Annotated in this window: 12 protein-coding genes, 2 pseudogenes and 1 other annotated feature (1 of these 15 running past the window's edge); of the genes and pseudogenes, 8 read left to right on the forward strand and 6 right to left on the reverse strand. The window is 44.9% G+C overall.

The window, feature by feature from the left end; translation table 11 throughout:
• Positions 1 to 57 (forward strand) — a binding site (T-box leader) (it extends 179 nt beyond the left edge of the window).
• 284 nt (positions 58 to 341) lie between these two features.
• Complete coding sequence (gene proS, locus JNUCC1_RS10550; RefSeq protein WP_331713744.1) at positions 342 to 1,781, forward strand: proline--tRNA ligase; 1,440 nt, start codon at positions 342 to 344, stop codon at positions 1,779 to 1,781.
• A 93-nt stretch (positions 1,782 to 1,874) separates the two neighbouring features.
• On the opposite strand, the gene JNUCC1_RS10555 is transcribed toward proS, so the two are convergent.
• Positions 1,875 to 2,348, reverse strand: a complete 474-nt coding sequence (locus tag JNUCC1_RS10555) for a glutathione peroxidase (protein WP_156645509.1) — start codon at positions 2,346 to 2,348, stop codon at positions 1,875 to 1,877.
• A 143-nt stretch (positions 2,349 to 2,491) separates the two neighbouring features.
• Entirely contained in the window at positions 2,492 to 3,463 is a 972-nt protein-coding gene (gene trhO / locus JNUCC1_RS10560; protein WP_156645510.1) for an oxygen-dependent tRNA uridine(34) hydroxylase TrhO, read from the reverse strand.
• 236 nt (positions 3,464 to 3,699) lie between these two features.
• Between trhO and JNUCC1_RS10565 the strand changes: the two genes are divergently transcribed.
• Positions 3,700 to 6,087 (forward strand): penicillin acylase family protein, encoded by a 2,388-nt coding sequence (locus JNUCC1_RS10565; RefSeq protein ID WP_156647078.1) that lies wholly within the window; start codon positions 3,700 to 3,702, stop codon positions 6,085 to 6,087.
• A 52-nt stretch (positions 6,088 to 6,139) separates the two neighbouring features.
• Here JNUCC1_RS10565 and JNUCC1_RS10570 read toward each other — a convergent pair whose 3' ends face one another.
• Both JNUCC1_RS10570 and JNUCC1_RS19510 read right to left on the reverse strand, forming a co-directional pair.
• Positions 6,140 to 7,771 carry a tetratricopeptide repeat protein gene (locus JNUCC1_RS10570; protein ID WP_231784189.1) on the reverse strand — a complete coding sequence of 544 codons (1,632 nt, stop codon included), beginning with the start codon at positions 7,769 to 7,771 and terminating at the stop codon, positions 6,140 to 6,142.
• 185 nt (positions 7,772 to 7,956) lie between these two features.
• Positions 7,957 to 8,025: pseudogene (locus JNUCC1_RS19510) on the reverse strand (SEC-C metal-binding domain-containing protein); the annotation flags it as partial.
• Positions 8,026 to 8,656: 631 nt separating this feature from the next.
• Between JNUCC1_RS19510 and cspD the strand changes: the two are divergent.
• The 3 genes from cspD to JNUCC1_RS10590 all read left to right on the forward strand — a co-directional run bounded on the left by cspD (position 8,657) and on the right by JNUCC1_RS10590 (position 9,943).
• Positions 8,657 to 8,854 carry a cold-shock protein CspD gene (gene cspD / locus JNUCC1_RS10580; RefSeq protein WP_156645513.1) on the forward strand — a complete coding sequence of 66 codons (198 nt, stop codon included), beginning with the start codon at positions 8,657 to 8,659 and terminating at the stop codon, positions 8,852 to 8,854.
• Between the two features lie 83 nt (positions 8,855 to 8,937).
• Positions 8,938 to 9,630 carry a class I SAM-dependent methyltransferase gene (locus JNUCC1_RS10585; protein ID WP_156645514.1) on the forward strand — a complete coding sequence of 231 codons (693 nt, stop codon included), beginning with the start codon at positions 8,938 to 8,940 and terminating at the stop codon, positions 9,628 to 9,630.
• Positions 9,623 to 9,943: a hypothetical protein gene (locus JNUCC1_RS10590; RefSeq protein ID WP_156645515.1), complete on the forward strand. Its 321-nt coding sequence runs from the start codon at positions 9,623 to 9,625 to the stop codon at positions 9,941 to 9,943. The genes JNUCC1_RS10585 and JNUCC1_RS10590 overlap by 8 nt, the downstream gene beginning before the upstream one ends.
• Here the strand turns inward: JNUCC1_RS10590 and JNUCC1_RS10595 are convergent.
• Positions 9,929 to 10,758 (reverse strand): annotated as a pseudogene (locus tag JNUCC1_RS10595) (NAD(P)-dependent oxidoreductase). The gene JNUCC1_RS10590 and the pseudogene JNUCC1_RS10595 sit on opposite strands and share 15 nt — an antisense overlap.
• A 159-nt stretch (positions 10,759 to 10,917) precedes the next feature.
• On the opposite strand from JNUCC1_RS10595, the gene JNUCC1_RS10600 reads away from it, so the two are divergent.
• The 3 genes from JNUCC1_RS10600 to JNUCC1_RS10610 all read left to right on the forward strand — a co-directional run bounded on the left by JNUCC1_RS10600 (position 10,918) and on the right by JNUCC1_RS10610 (position 12,373).
• Positions 10,918 to 11,364: a GNAT family N-acetyltransferase gene (locus JNUCC1_RS10600; protein ID WP_156645516.1), complete on the forward strand. Its 447-nt coding sequence runs from the start codon at positions 10,918 to 10,920 to the stop codon at positions 11,362 to 11,364.
• A gap of 68 nt (positions 11,365 to 11,432) precedes the next feature.
• A complete protein-coding gene (locus JNUCC1_RS10605) occupies positions 11,433 to 12,104 on the forward strand; it encodes a TraR/DksA C4-type zinc finger protein (protein ID WP_156645517.1) in 672 nt (223 codons plus the stop codon).
• A gap of 59 nt (positions 12,105 to 12,163) precedes the next feature.
• Complete coding sequence (locus JNUCC1_RS10610) at positions 12,164 to 12,373, forward strand: zinc ribbon domain-containing protein (RefSeq protein ID WP_156645518.1); 210 nt, start codon at positions 12,164 to 12,166, stop codon at positions 12,371 to 12,373.
• A gap of 276 nt (positions 12,374 to 12,649) precedes the next feature.
• On the opposite strand, the gene JNUCC1_RS10615 is transcribed toward JNUCC1_RS10610, so the two are convergent.
• On the reverse strand, positions 12,650 to 14,014 hold the full coding sequence (locus JNUCC1_RS10615; protein WP_156645519.1) for a S1C family serine protease: 1,365 nt from the start codon (positions 14,012 to 14,014) through the stop codon (positions 12,650 to 12,652).
• Positions 14,015 to 14,177: the final 163 nt, after the last annotated feature.

Here is a 14,177-nt window from a genome sequence, read left to right on the forward strand (position 1 = left end):
GTGGAGCGTTCAGTCTGCAAACAAGGGTGGTACCACCAGTCAACCTCGGTCCCTTTTCGGGCGGAGGATTTTTTGTGTTTAAAAGTTGCTAAAAAGACCGCTCCGGGAAAATACTACGCTTTCCGTGGGCGCTGCTGAGCCTCGGGCCCACAGGACGTGGGTCATGAAGGCGTTGCGACAGGACGTCGCGAAATTAGCCTTCCATTCCCCAGTACCGCACTCCGGGGTCTCATCGAGGCTATTCCTCCCACAGGAGTCTCCGTATTTTCCCTCCGCTAATATGCTCTTAACACAACTTGTGCTAAGTTGATTTAATATAAGAATACAAAGAGGTGTTGTTGGTGAGTAAGAAGAATAAGCAGTTTGTTGAGAAGGTTACCGCGATGGAGGATGATTTTGCTCAGTGGTATACGGATGTTGTAAAGCAGGCAGAGCTCGTTGATTATGGCCCTGTGCGCGGAACGATGATCATCAAGCCATACGGATTTGCCATTTGGGAGAATGTGCGTGATGAACTGGACCGTCAGTTTAAAGAAACGGGTCACTCCAATGTTTCTTTTCCTTTGTTTATCCCTGAAAGCATGCTTCAAAAGGAGAAAGATCATATAGAGGGATTTGCGCCTGAAGTAGCTTGGGTGACGCATGGCGGTGAAGAAGAGCTGGCGGAACGGATTTGTGTGCGTCCGACGTCAGAGGTTTTGTTTGCCGAGTATTATGCTAAAAACATCAATTCTTATCGTGACCTGCCGAAGCTTTATAACCAGTGGAGCAACGTGGTTCGTTGGGAAAAAACGACGCGCCCGTTCCTGCGCTCACTTGAATTCCATTGGCAGGAAGGTCATACATGTCACGCGACTGGCGAGGAAGCGGAAGAGGAAACGCGCCGTATGCTCGATATATATGCCGATGTTTGTGAGAACTATCTTGCCATTCCGGTTATTAAAGGCCGTAAAACGGAGAGTGAGAAATTTGCCGGGGCTGAGTACACGTTGACAATCGAAGCTTTGATGCATGATGGTCGCGCATTGCAATCAGGCACGTCCCACTACTTTGGAACAGGATTCGCCGAGGCGTTTGATATCCGTTTTCTTGATGAGAATGGCGAGCAGACCCCTGTTCATCAGACGTCATGGGGGATGTCAACACGGATCATGGGTGGCTTGATTATGGTTCATGGGGACAATCGCGGGTTGGTGATCCCACCGCGTATTGCGCCGACTCAAGCGATGATTGTTCCGGTTGCTCAGCATAAAGAAGGGGTGCTTGACAAGGCCTATGATCTGCGTGATCAGCTGCAAGAGGTCGCCCGTGTAGATATTGATGCGAGCGATAAAATGCCGGGCTGGAAATTTAATGAGTATGAAATGAAGGGCATGCCTGTCCGGATTGAGCTCGGACCAAAAGATATTGAAAAGGATCAAGTCGTATTGGTTCGCCGTGACACAGGGGAGAAAGAATTTGTTCCAATGGATGAAGTGAAGAACCGCTTGACAGGTCTATTGGAAGAGATTCAGCAAAATCTGTACGATCAAGCTTTGGCGCACCGTGCTGAGAAGACATTTGTCGCAACGACTTATGATGAATTCAAACAAACAATTGATGAAAAAGGCGGCTTTGTGAAGGCAATGTGGTGTGGCGACGAAGCTTGTGAAGATCAGATTAAAGAAGACACAGGCGCCACCTCACGCTGCAAACCATTTGAAGAAGAAAAAGTAGCAGACACATGCATCTGCTGCGGTAAAAAAGCCCAAGACCTAGTGTACTGGGCCAAAGCCTACTAACAACGGTGCCACAACCACAGTGGTGCCTGTCACTTCCCGGTTTTTGTCGAAAGGTGTCATAAGAAAAACGAGCGCTTTGTGAGCGCTCGTTTTTTATAATGCTTTTTCTACGTCGGCCTTGAGGTCTTCTGGTTTGGTCTTTGGTGCATAACGCTCTATGACATTGCCATCGCGGTTGACGAGAAATTTTGTAAAGTTCCATTTAATTTGTTTGGTTAAAACGCCTTTTGCTTCGTTTGTCAGGTACTTAAATAGTGGGTCGGCATCAGCGCCATTAACGTTAACTTTACTGAACATCGGAAATGAGACGCCATAATTAAGTTGACAGAAGTCAGCAATTTCTTCATCTGAGCCAGGATCTTGATTGGCAAATTGGTTACAAGGAAAACCTAGCACGGTGAACCCCTGGTCTTTATAGTCGTTATATAGCTGCTCCAAACCCTCGAATTGAGGGGTGAATCCACATTTACTTGCTGTATTGACAATTAACAAAACATCTCCCTTATAATCAGAGAGAGACTGCTCACTACCGTCCATTTTCTTAACAGAAAAATCATGAACATTCATTAAAATCAACCTCCTCTACCCAAAACTACTAAAAACCCCCTTCAAAGTCAAAACAGGTGCCTGTCACTTCCCGATTTCTGTCGAACATCATGATAACGACAGGTTTCGACATTTTTCGGGGAGTGACAGGCACCTTATATGAATTACTGTTTGACTTTATTTTCTTCTTCGATTACTTGGAGGCGCTGTTCAATTTCTTCAGCACTCAAGCCGTGTTCTTTAACATACATGTTGCGCGGGCTTACTCGGCATTCATGTGTGCAGCCGCGCATATATTTATGCTCGTTTTCTTCTGAGGATAGGATCTGTTTGTTACAGTCGGGATTGGCGCAGTTCACATAACGCTCACACGGTTGCCCGTCAAAGTAGTCTTTGCCGACAACGACGTGTTCTTTTTGGTTGATCGGCACGGATATTCGCTCGTCAAACACATAGCATTTACCGTCCCAAAGCTCTCCTTGAACTTCAGGATCTTTACCATATGTGACAATACCGCCGTTTAGCTGGGCTACATCTTCAAACCCTGCTTTAATCATCCAGCCGGTAAACTTTTCACAACGGATGCCACCGGTACAATAGGTCAACACGCGTTTACCTTCTATCAGATCGCGGTTCTCCTCCACCCATTCAGGCAGGTCGCGAAATGTTTCAATGTCTGGCCGAATCGCACCCCTGAAATGCCCGAGGTCATATTCATAGTCATTTCGCGTATCGAGAATGACCGTGTTCTCATCTTTCATAGCCTCATAAAATGCCTTTGGATCAAGATGCTCCCCTGTAATTTCCCGGGGATCGTGGTCGTCCTCAAGCCGTAATGTTACCAGCTCAGAGCGCGCTCGACAATGCATCTTCTTAAACGCGTGTCCGTCATGCGGATCCACTTTAAATACAATGCCATCAAATGCAGGATCCTGTTCCATAGCTGCCATATAGGCATTTGTCTGTTCAATCGTTCCTGAAACAGTCCCGTTAATGCCTTCTTGGGCAACGAGAATACGGCCCTTGAGCTCAAGTTCTTTACAGAATTCGAGATGCTCAGCGGCAAATGTTTCCGGATCCTCGATGGTTGTATAATGATAATACAACAATACTTGATAATCTTTCTTTTCCTCCATGGTTCATAACCACCTGTCCATCTATATTTGCAAGATATAAATGAAGGTGAACTTATAGTAAGATACATCTTGCACAAAAAACATTATAACAATTTCTGCGGTGCCTGTCACTCCCCGGAATTTGTCGAATTGTCCGAGCATTATCCTTCGACATAATTCGGGAAGTGACAGGCACCATCAAGGCACCATCATTGTGATATAATGATGGAAAATATTGAAAAAAGGGGAGGGGTATGATGGAAGAGCGTGTAATTGGTGTGGAGCGAGAGCCTGTTAAGGGGCGGCGGTGGTTGAAGTGGCTATTGGTGATTTTGGGAGTTTTATTGGTTGTGATAGCGGGTGGTGTTATTTTTGGGAAGTCATACATAAATAAGTCCCTTCCGCAGCTTGAAGGAGAAATTCATCTCCCGGGGTTACAGGAAAATGTATCCGTTAACACAGATCCAAATGGCGTTCCTCATATACAAGCAGCCAATGACCATGATTTGTATATGGCTCAAGGCTATGTGCAGGCTCAGAATCGCATATTTCAAATGGAATTGTCACGACGTCAGGCTTCGGGTACGTTAAGCGAAGTTGTCGGGGCAGATGCAATCGATCAGGACAAATACTTCCGGACACTTGGTTTAAGAAGAGCTGCCGAGGCGTCCTATGATCTGTATTCGGAGGAAGCAAAAGCTGTTTTGAATGCGTTTGCAGATGGGGTGAATGCATACATTAAGGAAGCAACCGAGGCAAACACCTTGCCAGTTGAATTTACTCTAATGGGGATTGAACCGACGGAATGGACTGTGATTGACTCTCTAACCATTGGAAAATATATGGCGTTTGACCTTGGTGGACACTGGGAGCGCCAGGCGTTTAACTATTATGCTTTGCAGCATTTTCCGGAAGATAAAGCACTTGAATTATTCCCGCGTTATCCTGAGGAAAAGCCTACCATAATTGGTGATGGTGAGCTTGATATCGCTGCAAGCTTTGATAAGGCTGTCATCCCCCATGACTTCAACGGCAGTAACAATTGGGCCGTCAGTGGTGAAAAGACCAAAAGCGGGATGCCCCTTCTGGCAGACGATCCGCATCTCGGACTGGCTACCCCTTCTATCTGGGTTCAAATGGTCCTAGAAACAGGTGACATGAAAGTAGACGGGGTTATTTTTGCTGGTATTCCAGGAATCATTTTAGGACACAACAATCATGTTGCCTGGGGTGTCACCAATGTTGGTCCCGATGTTCAGCAACTTTATATAGAAAAACAAAACCCGGACAACGCTGATGAATATTTGTTTGAAGATAAATGGGAAAAAGCTGAAATAATCGATGAACCCATCCACGTGAAAGATGGTGACACTATTGATTACGAGGTTGCGGAAACGCGACACGGACCAATTTTAAGTGAATTCACCAAGAATAGCGGGAGAGGTGAAGTCATGTCACTCCGGTGGACGGCTCTTGATCCCACAACAGAACTTGAAGCTATCTTAGAAATTAACCGTGCGACAGATTGGAATGAATTTGAAACAGGACTAGAAAAGTTCCTCTCCCCAGCGCAGAATTTTGTGTTTGCGGCAAAAGACGGAACGATTGCTTATAAAGCAAACGGTAATATCCCGATTTACGAATCAGCCGACGATGCCCTCCTTCCACTGCCGGGATGGGAGGCTGACAAGGAATGGCAGGGGTTTATTCCATTCGATGAACTGCCCAGGGTGGTCAATCCCGAAAAAGGCTTTATCGCTACGGCAAATAACAAGATCGTCGGGGACGATTATCCTTACCATATCAGTAACGTCTGGGCCCAGCCGTATCGTTATGAGCGTATTGCTGAGGTGCTGGACTCAGGGGAAGATTTAACAGTGCAAGACATGCAAAACCTGCAGATGGATGCAACCAATCTGCAAGCGCGGGAATTTGTGCCATTGTTTGAACAAGAGTTAGTAGATGTTTCGTTGACGGATGAGGCCGAGCAAGCATTGAAGCAGTTAAAGAACTGGGATTTTGTTGATGACAAAGATGAAGCAGCCCCCTTAATCTTTCATCATTGGTACAGTGAATTGGAAGATTTGATTTATGGCCAACAGATTCAGCAGACCATGATGGAAATGTTTAGTGTGAAAGGCCAAACGACGGACGAACTGCTAAGGACCGCTTTTAACGGGGGAAATTCAATTTGGATTGAAGAAGCAGGGGGGATTGAAGATATTCTACAGCGCTCCTTGGAAAAAACGGTCACAGATTTGGCAGATGATTATGGTAAGGATATAGAAGATTGGGTTTGGGGCGACTACCACCAGGTCCAGTTTAAACATCCGCTCTCAGGTGTGAATCCAATCTTGGCTTACTTTTTCAATAATAAAAAACCGCTACCTGTAGACGGCAGCAGTGTGACCCCAATGGCAGCGGCTTATAAAAGCAAGACCGGCGAGGTAAATCATGGCGCATCATGGCGTTTCGTCATTGACACAGCAAACCTTGATACCGGCTATCATATCGTCGGCCCTGGTCAATTCGGTCATTTCCGAAGTGAGTGGTATGATGACCAAGTCGAGGACTGGGTTGAAGGACATTATCATGAAACCACATTTAACACACATGAGGGGAAAAAACTTAAATTGGTCCCTTAAAAACATGAAAAACGAGGCACCCTGTTATACCAGGGCGCCTCGTTTGCTGTGATTATAATTTCTTAAGTTCGTTAATCAATTCTTTTTCTCCATCCCAAAGATATGAATTTTCATCTGCATATGCGATCGCTTCATTTTTGTCTCCGGAACCGATTTTGTCAGGTGGCACAAGTGGTATTTTCTTGCGTCCAATTAAATATTCTTTTACATGCGGATTGAATGTGTTTGCTTCTTTGAGCAATGAGCGTGTTGTGTTGGTCATGCCTTTTGTAAAATATGAAATGAGCACTTTGTTAAATAAAAATGCTGCGGAAGTTTCACTCTCATATTGTTTAAGAAGCTGTTTAGCCGCATCAAAACGTTCTCCTTCAATATATAAGGTCAGCAAGTCATATCTTACACCCTGATTGTCGTTCGGATTTAGCTCCAGCATTTCCTCGAATTCCTGAATGGCGCGCTCGGTATCGCCTAAAAGGTCGATTACTTTTGCCAATGCTGCCTTGACACGCATGTAAGGCCTGGTTTCAATCATACTCCAGAAATGTCCTTTGTTTTCCTCGAAAAATTCGGGGCCAAGATCCTTTTTCCCGGCTTCAATGCCCTTTAAAAGCAACTCATACTGTTTAACAAGTGATGTCTGATCTTCTGCCATAAGGAAATAAGCATCTGGACTGTTGGGGTACAACTTAAAAGCTTCCTCGATCAGCTTTTGGCGTTTTTCTCCGGAAGTTTGGGCGGCCTCATACAGCTTGTCCTGGGCCTTGTCCCGATCGGTATGTGATTGAGCTACAATCTCATCCTGGTTTTGCAGAAGATGATTGAGAAACGCGTTAACTTCTTCCTCAGTTTCAAATTCCTGTTCACTCAACATCTGTTGAATGTTGTTCATCATCTGTTCCATTCCCATCCTGGGGTCTGCTGACTGCTGTTCATTATCCAGATCCATTTCGGATAATTCCTCACCAATGGCCTCATCAATTTTCCGTACGTTTTGGGAGATGGTCGAAGCAGAGGTGTCATATTCTTCTGCCAGCTCCTTCTGCGTCATTGGTGGTTCCAGGTCCTGAGTTAAATAATCTAGTGTCGCAGCGTATGGTCCCGCTTTTCTTATGAGAGGGTCTTTGAGTTCACAGTATTGATACCATAGAAAAGCGCCAAAGTTGATCGCTTCGTCACTTGCTGATTTAGTTCGCATGTGCTGTTCATAAAGCTGGAAAACAGCCAGGTGGACAGGATTGTCAAATGAGGCATCTGTACGTTCTTCTGACTCATCTACCAACAAGGCTTCTCCCAAAAACGCCGGAAAATCATGCACAAACTGGTTGTTGCGATGATAATCAACAGCCAAATCTGAGATATAGTGCAAATCCTCCGGAAACATGAGAGGTGAAACAAAAAACTTATAGTAGTTTGTATAAGGGAATAAAAAACCAATTGCATACATATTATCTGTGAGTTCCGGTTCATATACCGTAAAGGACTCATTTGATATGAGATCAACTGCTTGGACATAGTCGTCCTTCGCCTCAGATATTTTGTAAATACCCGGCTTCGTATGGCGCCATTGGTCGAACAAATCTCTAACACGAGGCAATTTGATTTTTGATTTTTGCTTCGTGGAAAAGGCCTCGAAAATGGTGTTTCCACCTTGGACAGATGGCGTACCATGCAAAATATGCCACAAAGTAACCCCAGTGAAAACGCATCGATGGAAGCCTCGTCGACATCATGGATGGCTGGAAGATGCTGACTCACAACGCTATTTAACTCATCTTCATAATTATGAAAGGCATAAGTAGCAAGCGCCGACTCCAAATTGTCCAGCTCTACATTGTAGCGCTCAGTATTAAAAGGTATAACATTAGAAGCACCACAGCATTTTTTATACTTTTTGCCGCTCCCACACGGACAAGGATCATTTCGATTAATTTTAGCCATCTTACCGCCACCTTTAAAAAGTGTATAGTATCATTATGTATAATATCTCAGTATGATTCAAGCATTGTCCCGTTTATACGCTTAATTATAGGCGCGAAGGAAGAAAATTTCTTCCGAGCGCCGATATCCCAGCCCGAGCGCCGATATCCCAGCCCGAGCGCCGATATCCCAGCCCGAGCGCCGATATCCCAGCCCGAGCGCCGATATCCCAGCCCGAGCGCCGATATCCCAGCCCGAGCGCCGATATCCCAGCCCGAGCGCCGATATCCCAGCCCGAGCGCCGATATCCCAGCCCGAGCGCCGATATCCCAGCCCGAGCGCCGATATCCCAGCCCGAGCGCCGATATCCCAGCCCGAGCGCCGATATCCCAGCCCGAGCGCCGATATCCCAGCCCGAGCGCCGATATCCCAGCCCGCCTAGCATCATCCTCTTTTATCCATTAAAATCATCTTTTTCTTTTTTGTAAAAAAACTTCTTAAAATGCTTGCAATTGCCCCTGATTTAGAGTAAAGTAGTCCTTAGCAAAAGAAAATTGAAGTGCCGTAATACTTTACGATCTCTTATCAAGGTGAAGTTAAAGTATTCATGTTTCAATTACTTTGCAAGCTTTTGAATAAGGAGGTCGTAAACATGAATGGTAAAGTAAAATGGTTCAACGCAGAAAAAGGTTTTGGTTTCATCGAGCGTGAAGATGGTGACGATGTATTCGTACACTTCTCAGCTATCCAAGATGAAGGTTTCAAAACTCTTGAAGAAGGCCAGGATGTTGAATTCGAAATCGTCGAAGGCAACCGCGGTCCACAAGCTGCTAACGTTGTTAAACTATAATTTAACCTATAAAAGCCTGTCTTCTGTTAATCGGAAGGCAGGCTTTTTCCGTATAATCAGAAACTAAAAAGGAGACCAAAAGCATGACAGCAAACTTCAACTGGCGCCACCAAACAGAAAAGTCCTGGAATCAAATGGCCCCGTCCTGGCACGAGCGAAGCAAGCAGATGTGGGATCACGGAAGCAGAAAAGACATCATTCCGTTTATAAAAAAACACTCCCAATCAGATGAAAAAATGCTCGATATCGGTGCAGGGGACGGTTATGGTTCATATAAATTGCATCAATCAGGCTACAAGGTAACAGGAATGGACCTTTCATCTGAAATGGTGCGTCTGGCAACTCAATCACATGAAGATATCGCATTTCAGCAAGGGGATGTGAATGACTTGCCCTTTGAACCGGAAACGTTCGATGCGATCATGTGCATCAACGTGCTTGAGTGGACGGAACAACCGCTGCACGCTCTGAATGAAATTGCACGAGTTTTAAAGTCAGAGGGACGCTTATTCGCCGGTATTCTCGGCCCGACAGCTGCCCCTCGGCGGCACAGTTATCCCAGGCTGGAAGGCCAATCGGTTATTTGTAATACAATGATGCCATGGGAGTTCCAGCAACTTGCCACAGAACATGGTTTTATGTATGAAAATGGTATGGGTGTGTTTAAAAAGGACGTGGATCAAAAAATGCAGAATGCGCTGCCGCTCGACCTCCAGCAGGCTCTGACCTTTATGTGGGTGTTTTCACTAAGAAAGCGAGGGAATAAATATGAATGATCAATCAAGGGAAAATCATATTATTGAAAACTATCAAAACGACGAGAAGATGATGATTCTGATTTATGCCCAGTGGTGTATCAATAATGACCTCGATCCAGAGGCACTATACAAAGCGGCCTACCCGCACCAGCCTAATAATAACGCTTTGACCGAGGCCCTTGAACTTACGATTCCCCGAAAAGAATCTGACCCTATTTCGAACGAGACCGTTATAGGCGCGCTTCAGCTTTTTGGTAATGACGATCTCGCATTCACCGTCCAGCAAAAAATCGATCAATTGAACAGTGAAAAACGATCACATCTCAAATAATTTAATCAATGCTTGTGTGCCGCTGTCTTCCTCGCCAAGTTCAGCCAATTGCTTGTATAAATCAAGCGATAACTCCAGTCCGGGGGTTGCCAGACCCATTTCACGTGCCGATTCAATGGCGATGGTCATGTCCTTGATAAAATGTTTGACATAAAATCCTGGAGCATCGTCGCCTTTAATCATGCGCGGTGCCAGGTTTGACAACGACCAGCTCCCGGCTGCCCCTGTTGTGATGCTGTCCAGTACGCGAGTAGGGTCAAGGCCCGCCTTCTTTGCATAAACAATGGCTTCACAGACACCAATCATGTTTGATGCAATGGTGATCTGATTACAGAGCTTAGTGTGTTGGCCCGCACCGGATTTCCCTTGGTGAATAATATTTTCTCCCATTAATTGAAACAGCGGAAGAATCGTCTCGAAATCTTCCCGCTCCCCACCAGCCATTATGGAAAGCTTCCCATTTCTTGCACCAATATCTCCACCTGAAACGGGCGCATCAATCGCGTGACACCCTCGTTCTTTTGCCTGTTGAAAAATAGCTTCAGCCAGAGCAGGCTTTGAAGTTGTCATGTCGATTAAATAAGCGTCTTTTTTGGCATGTGCCAAAATGCCTTCTTTACCAAAATAGACGGACTCCACATCAGATGGATATCCAACCATCGTAATCAGAACGTCAACTTTCTCTGCCAATTCGCGAACAGAAGGCTGCCATACAGCCCTTTATTCAATAAAGGTTTTGCCTTTTCTTGTGTACGGGTATAGATATGTATTGGATAACCATCTTCCAGAAGATGCTCTGCCATTGATTTTCCCATCACGCCTGTTCCAATAAATCCAATAACCGTATCTTTCGTGATTTTTACCAAATAGACCCGCTCCTTTTTATAAAGATGCAATATCTTTCTTAAGCATAGCGGGTATAATGACACGTGACAATATGTTTGCTAAAATTAACGAAAAAAAGGCGTGATGATATGGAATGGCATTTGAAGACATTTGAAGAATTGACGACAAGTGAATTATACAAAATCATGAAGGCGAGGACAGATGTGTTTGTCGTGGAGCAAACATGTCCATACCCTGAACTGGACGATTATGATCAGCCGGCACTTCACCTCTATTCTGAAGAAAACGGGCGCATTGCGGTATATGTTCGCCTGCTTCCGTCAAACAGCCGATATGCCGAAGCATCTATTGGAAGGGTACTTGTAACACAACCGTTCAGGGGAAAGGGATATGCCAGATCTATTATGAACAAAGCCATCACTTATATTACAAGCGAATGGCAGGAACAAACGATTAAACTTCAAGCACAAAAGTACTTGCAAGGCTTTTACGAATCACTTGGTTTTGAACAAATTTCAGACGTGTATATAGAGGATGATATTCCGCATATTGATATGATTTGGCAACAGAAGTAACGCATTATTTTGAGCGACTGGCAAATAGTAGGACTAGCAACGACGCTTTATAATGGAGGCTGATTTTCATGTTAACTAAAGAACAATTAACTGAAAGCAAGCAACGACTGCAGAAACGCAAAAAAGAACTGCAGGAACAGTTAGAGGACCATTTCGGAAAACCGTATGAGCAGAACAAAGAAACAACGGGCGAATTATCCAACTATGATAACCACCCAGGTGATCACGGAACAGAGTTGTTCGAACAGCAAAAAGATCTCGCTCTTAATGAACATGCAGAAACTGAATTGGAACAAATTGATGAAGCACTGCAGGCAATAGACAAAGGCACTTATGGGGTTTGTGCCGTATGCGGAAAAGACATCCCTTATGAAAGACTAGAGGCTGTCCCCACTGCTTTAACTTGTGTAGACCATGCTGGTGACACCATTTATGAAAGCAGCCGTCCTGTGGAAGAAGAGGTGATCAGTCCTAACATCAACCCTGAGATTGAAGAAGAGCAGGTGGAATATGATGCAGAGGATGCTTGGCAGGAAGTCGCCAGGTACGGAACAAGTGAAACACCTTCCGATTTCTACGAGGACAAAGAAGACTATGATGAGATGTATCCAAACAGTGATGAAGAAACAGGGGGCACAGAGAACCCTGAGGAGTTCCTCTCGTCTGACATTGAGGGGGATTACTCCGGTGTCACCCCTAACCATAAGAAATATGAAGAGGATTATGACAAACATCGGTAGCTTAAATTTGGAACCTGCCCCCATCTTTATCCGTAAAAGAACAAAGGGGGAATAAACATATGAATGAACAAAAAGGCTGCATCAAATGCGGCAGTACAGAAGCAGGCACAAAGGATGTGTCCATGACAGGATCAGGACTTTCAAAAATGTTCGATGTCCAGCATAATCAATTCACAGTAGTTTACTGTGAAAACTGTGGTTACTCGGAATTCTATAACCGCAATAGCTCAACTGGCAGCAATATATTTGACCTGTTTTTCGGTGGCTAAAAAATAAAGCATTTCTCGCTTTCAAACGAGAAATGCTTTTTTAATTTGCTTAGGAAATTATAAAATATCCGAGCTGTTCATAAACATTGCCAAAGGCCACGTCCAGCTCCAACGCCTACCCCCTCGAGTCATAAGCAAGAACGTTTCGTGGCAAAGACCGCCACTACACGTTCTTGCTTATGATTTTCGGGGGTGAGCAAGGCGTTTCCGCTTTTGTTCTGTTATATATAAAAAACAGACTGCCAGGGAGGAAGCAGTCTGTTTGTGACTGCCGGATTATTCCTGGCGTTGATCTAATTTCAGTTCAACGTTTTCTGGTTTGCCATTACGGTAAACCTCCATCTTAACAGTGTCACCAATGTTGGTTTCTCTGTATAGATAGGTGCGCAGATCCACTACATTTTTAACATCGTTGCCACCGATCTTGGTAATCACATCAAACTGCTGAAGATCTGCTTTTGCAGCAGGGGAACCTTTCTGAACCTGTGCAATCACAACTCCGCTTTCCATATCTTCGGGAAGTTGGATATTACCGCGGTATTGGGCTGGTACCTGGTTGATCGGAACCATCGAAATACCGATAAATGGCCGGGCAACTTCACCTTTTGTTTCAAGCTGTTCCATGATAGGCAGTGCTGTATCTATTGGAATGGCGAAACTCATGCCTTCCACTGTTTGCTGGGCAATTTTCATGGAGTTAATACCGATAACTTCGCCTTTTTCATTGACAAGTGCACCACCGCTGTTGCCAGGGTTAACGGCAGCGTCTGTCTGAATGACTTCTGAGACCCAGTCAGGCTGTCTGTCTCCGTTTGTATCCACACTTACAGATCTGTTCAAGCCGCTGATAATGCCTTTGGTCAATGAATTGGCGAATTCCATGCCGAGCGGGTTTCCGATTGCAAGAACCGTCTCTCCAACCTTCAGATTACTGGAAGATCCAATTTTGGCCACTGTATCGACTTGAGCGCCATCGATTTCCAGAATGGCAAGGTCTGTCAAACTGTCTGTGCCAAGAACCTTTGCATCGATGCGTTTTTCGTCATTAAGGACGACTTCCACTTCTTCGGCTTTGTCAACGACATGGTCGTTTGTGACAACATAGGCTTTGCCGTCTTCCTTCTTATAAATGATTCCAGATCCTGTGCCTGCTTCTTGACTTTGTGTCCAAATATCCTGTTGCTGTAAATTGAGGACACCGACAACAGCATCTGCTGCCTCATCGACGCCTGAAGCTACATCTGAGCCATCAGAGACGGTTTTAACGATGTTCGGTTTGTCTGAACCCGAAGTTTGAGTCGATTCAGAGTTGCTATCTGTACCTTGTTCTGCAATGGTGATTCCCGGAATTAAATTGTTCATAAGCAGAAGCAGTACCAGTGCTACCGAAACTAGCCCGCCGACAAAACCGCCAAAGAACCCGGCCCCTGCACCCGATTTCTTTTTTTGAGGCTTTTGGGGGCGGTTGCTGACATAAACCGTTTCCCGATCAGGTGCTGATTGTTCATTTTGAGCTTCCGTTGTTGATTCCTCTGTGCGCGTTTCTTCTGAATTATGTTCGTTATAATTATCAGTTGGATGGCTGAAGTCGTCCCTCTGAGATCTGTTGTTTTTGTTTTCTTGATCATCGTTATAATCCATATTTAATCACTCCCACTTTCTTTATTACACATTTCATGATATCTAAAACATTTGGCACGCCTTTGGTATAAATATGTAAAAACGATGGAAACGCCTTTTTGTTGTCGGGGGTTGTAAAGTTGTGTAAAAATAGAAGAAACGACAATACAGGAGGATTCGTACG

It is taken from the genome of Lentibacillus sp. JNUCC-1, assembly GCF_009741735.1.
Classification (GTDB): domain Bacteria; phylum Bacillota; class Bacilli; order Bacillales; family Amphibacillaceae; genus Lentibacillus_B.

Coding starts and splice junctions, on each gene's coding strand:
- JNUCC1_RS10555 (WP_156645509.1), bottom strand. CDS start 2,348: ATGAATGTTCATGATTTTTCTGTTAAGAAAATGGACGGTAGTGAGCAG.
- trhO (WP_156645510.1), bottom strand. CDS start 3,463: ATGGAGGAAAAGAAAGATTATCAAGTATTGTTGTATTATCATTATACA.
- JNUCC1_RS10565 (WP_156647078.1), top strand. CDS start 3,700: ATGGAAGAGCGTGTAATTGGTGTGGAGCGAGAGCCTGTTAAGGGGCGG.
- cspD (WP_156645513.1), top strand. CDS start 8,657: ATGAATGGTAAAGTAAAATGGTTCAACGCAGAAAAAGGTTTTGGTTTC.
- JNUCC1_RS10585 (WP_156645514.1), top strand. CDS start 8,938: ATGACAGCAAACTTCAACTGGCGCCACCAAACAGAAAAGTCCTGGAAT.
- JNUCC1_RS10590 (WP_156645515.1), top strand. CDS start 9,623: ATGAATGATCAATCAAGGGAAAATCATATTATTGAAAACTATCAAAAC.
- JNUCC1_RS10600 (WP_156645516.1), top strand. CDS start 10,918: ATGGAATGGCATTTGAAGACATTTGAAGAATTGACGACAAGTGAATTA.
- JNUCC1_RS10605 (WP_156645517.1), top strand. CDS start 11,433: ATGTTAACTAAAGAACAATTAACTGAAAGCAAGCAACGACTGCAGAAA.
- JNUCC1_RS10610 (WP_156645518.1), top strand. CDS start 12,164: ATGAATGAACAAAAAGGCTGCATCAAATGCGGCAGTACAGAAGCAGGC.
- JNUCC1_RS10615 (WP_156645519.1), bottom strand. CDS start 14,014: ATGGATTATAACGATGATCAAGAAAACAAAAACAACAGATCTCAGAGG.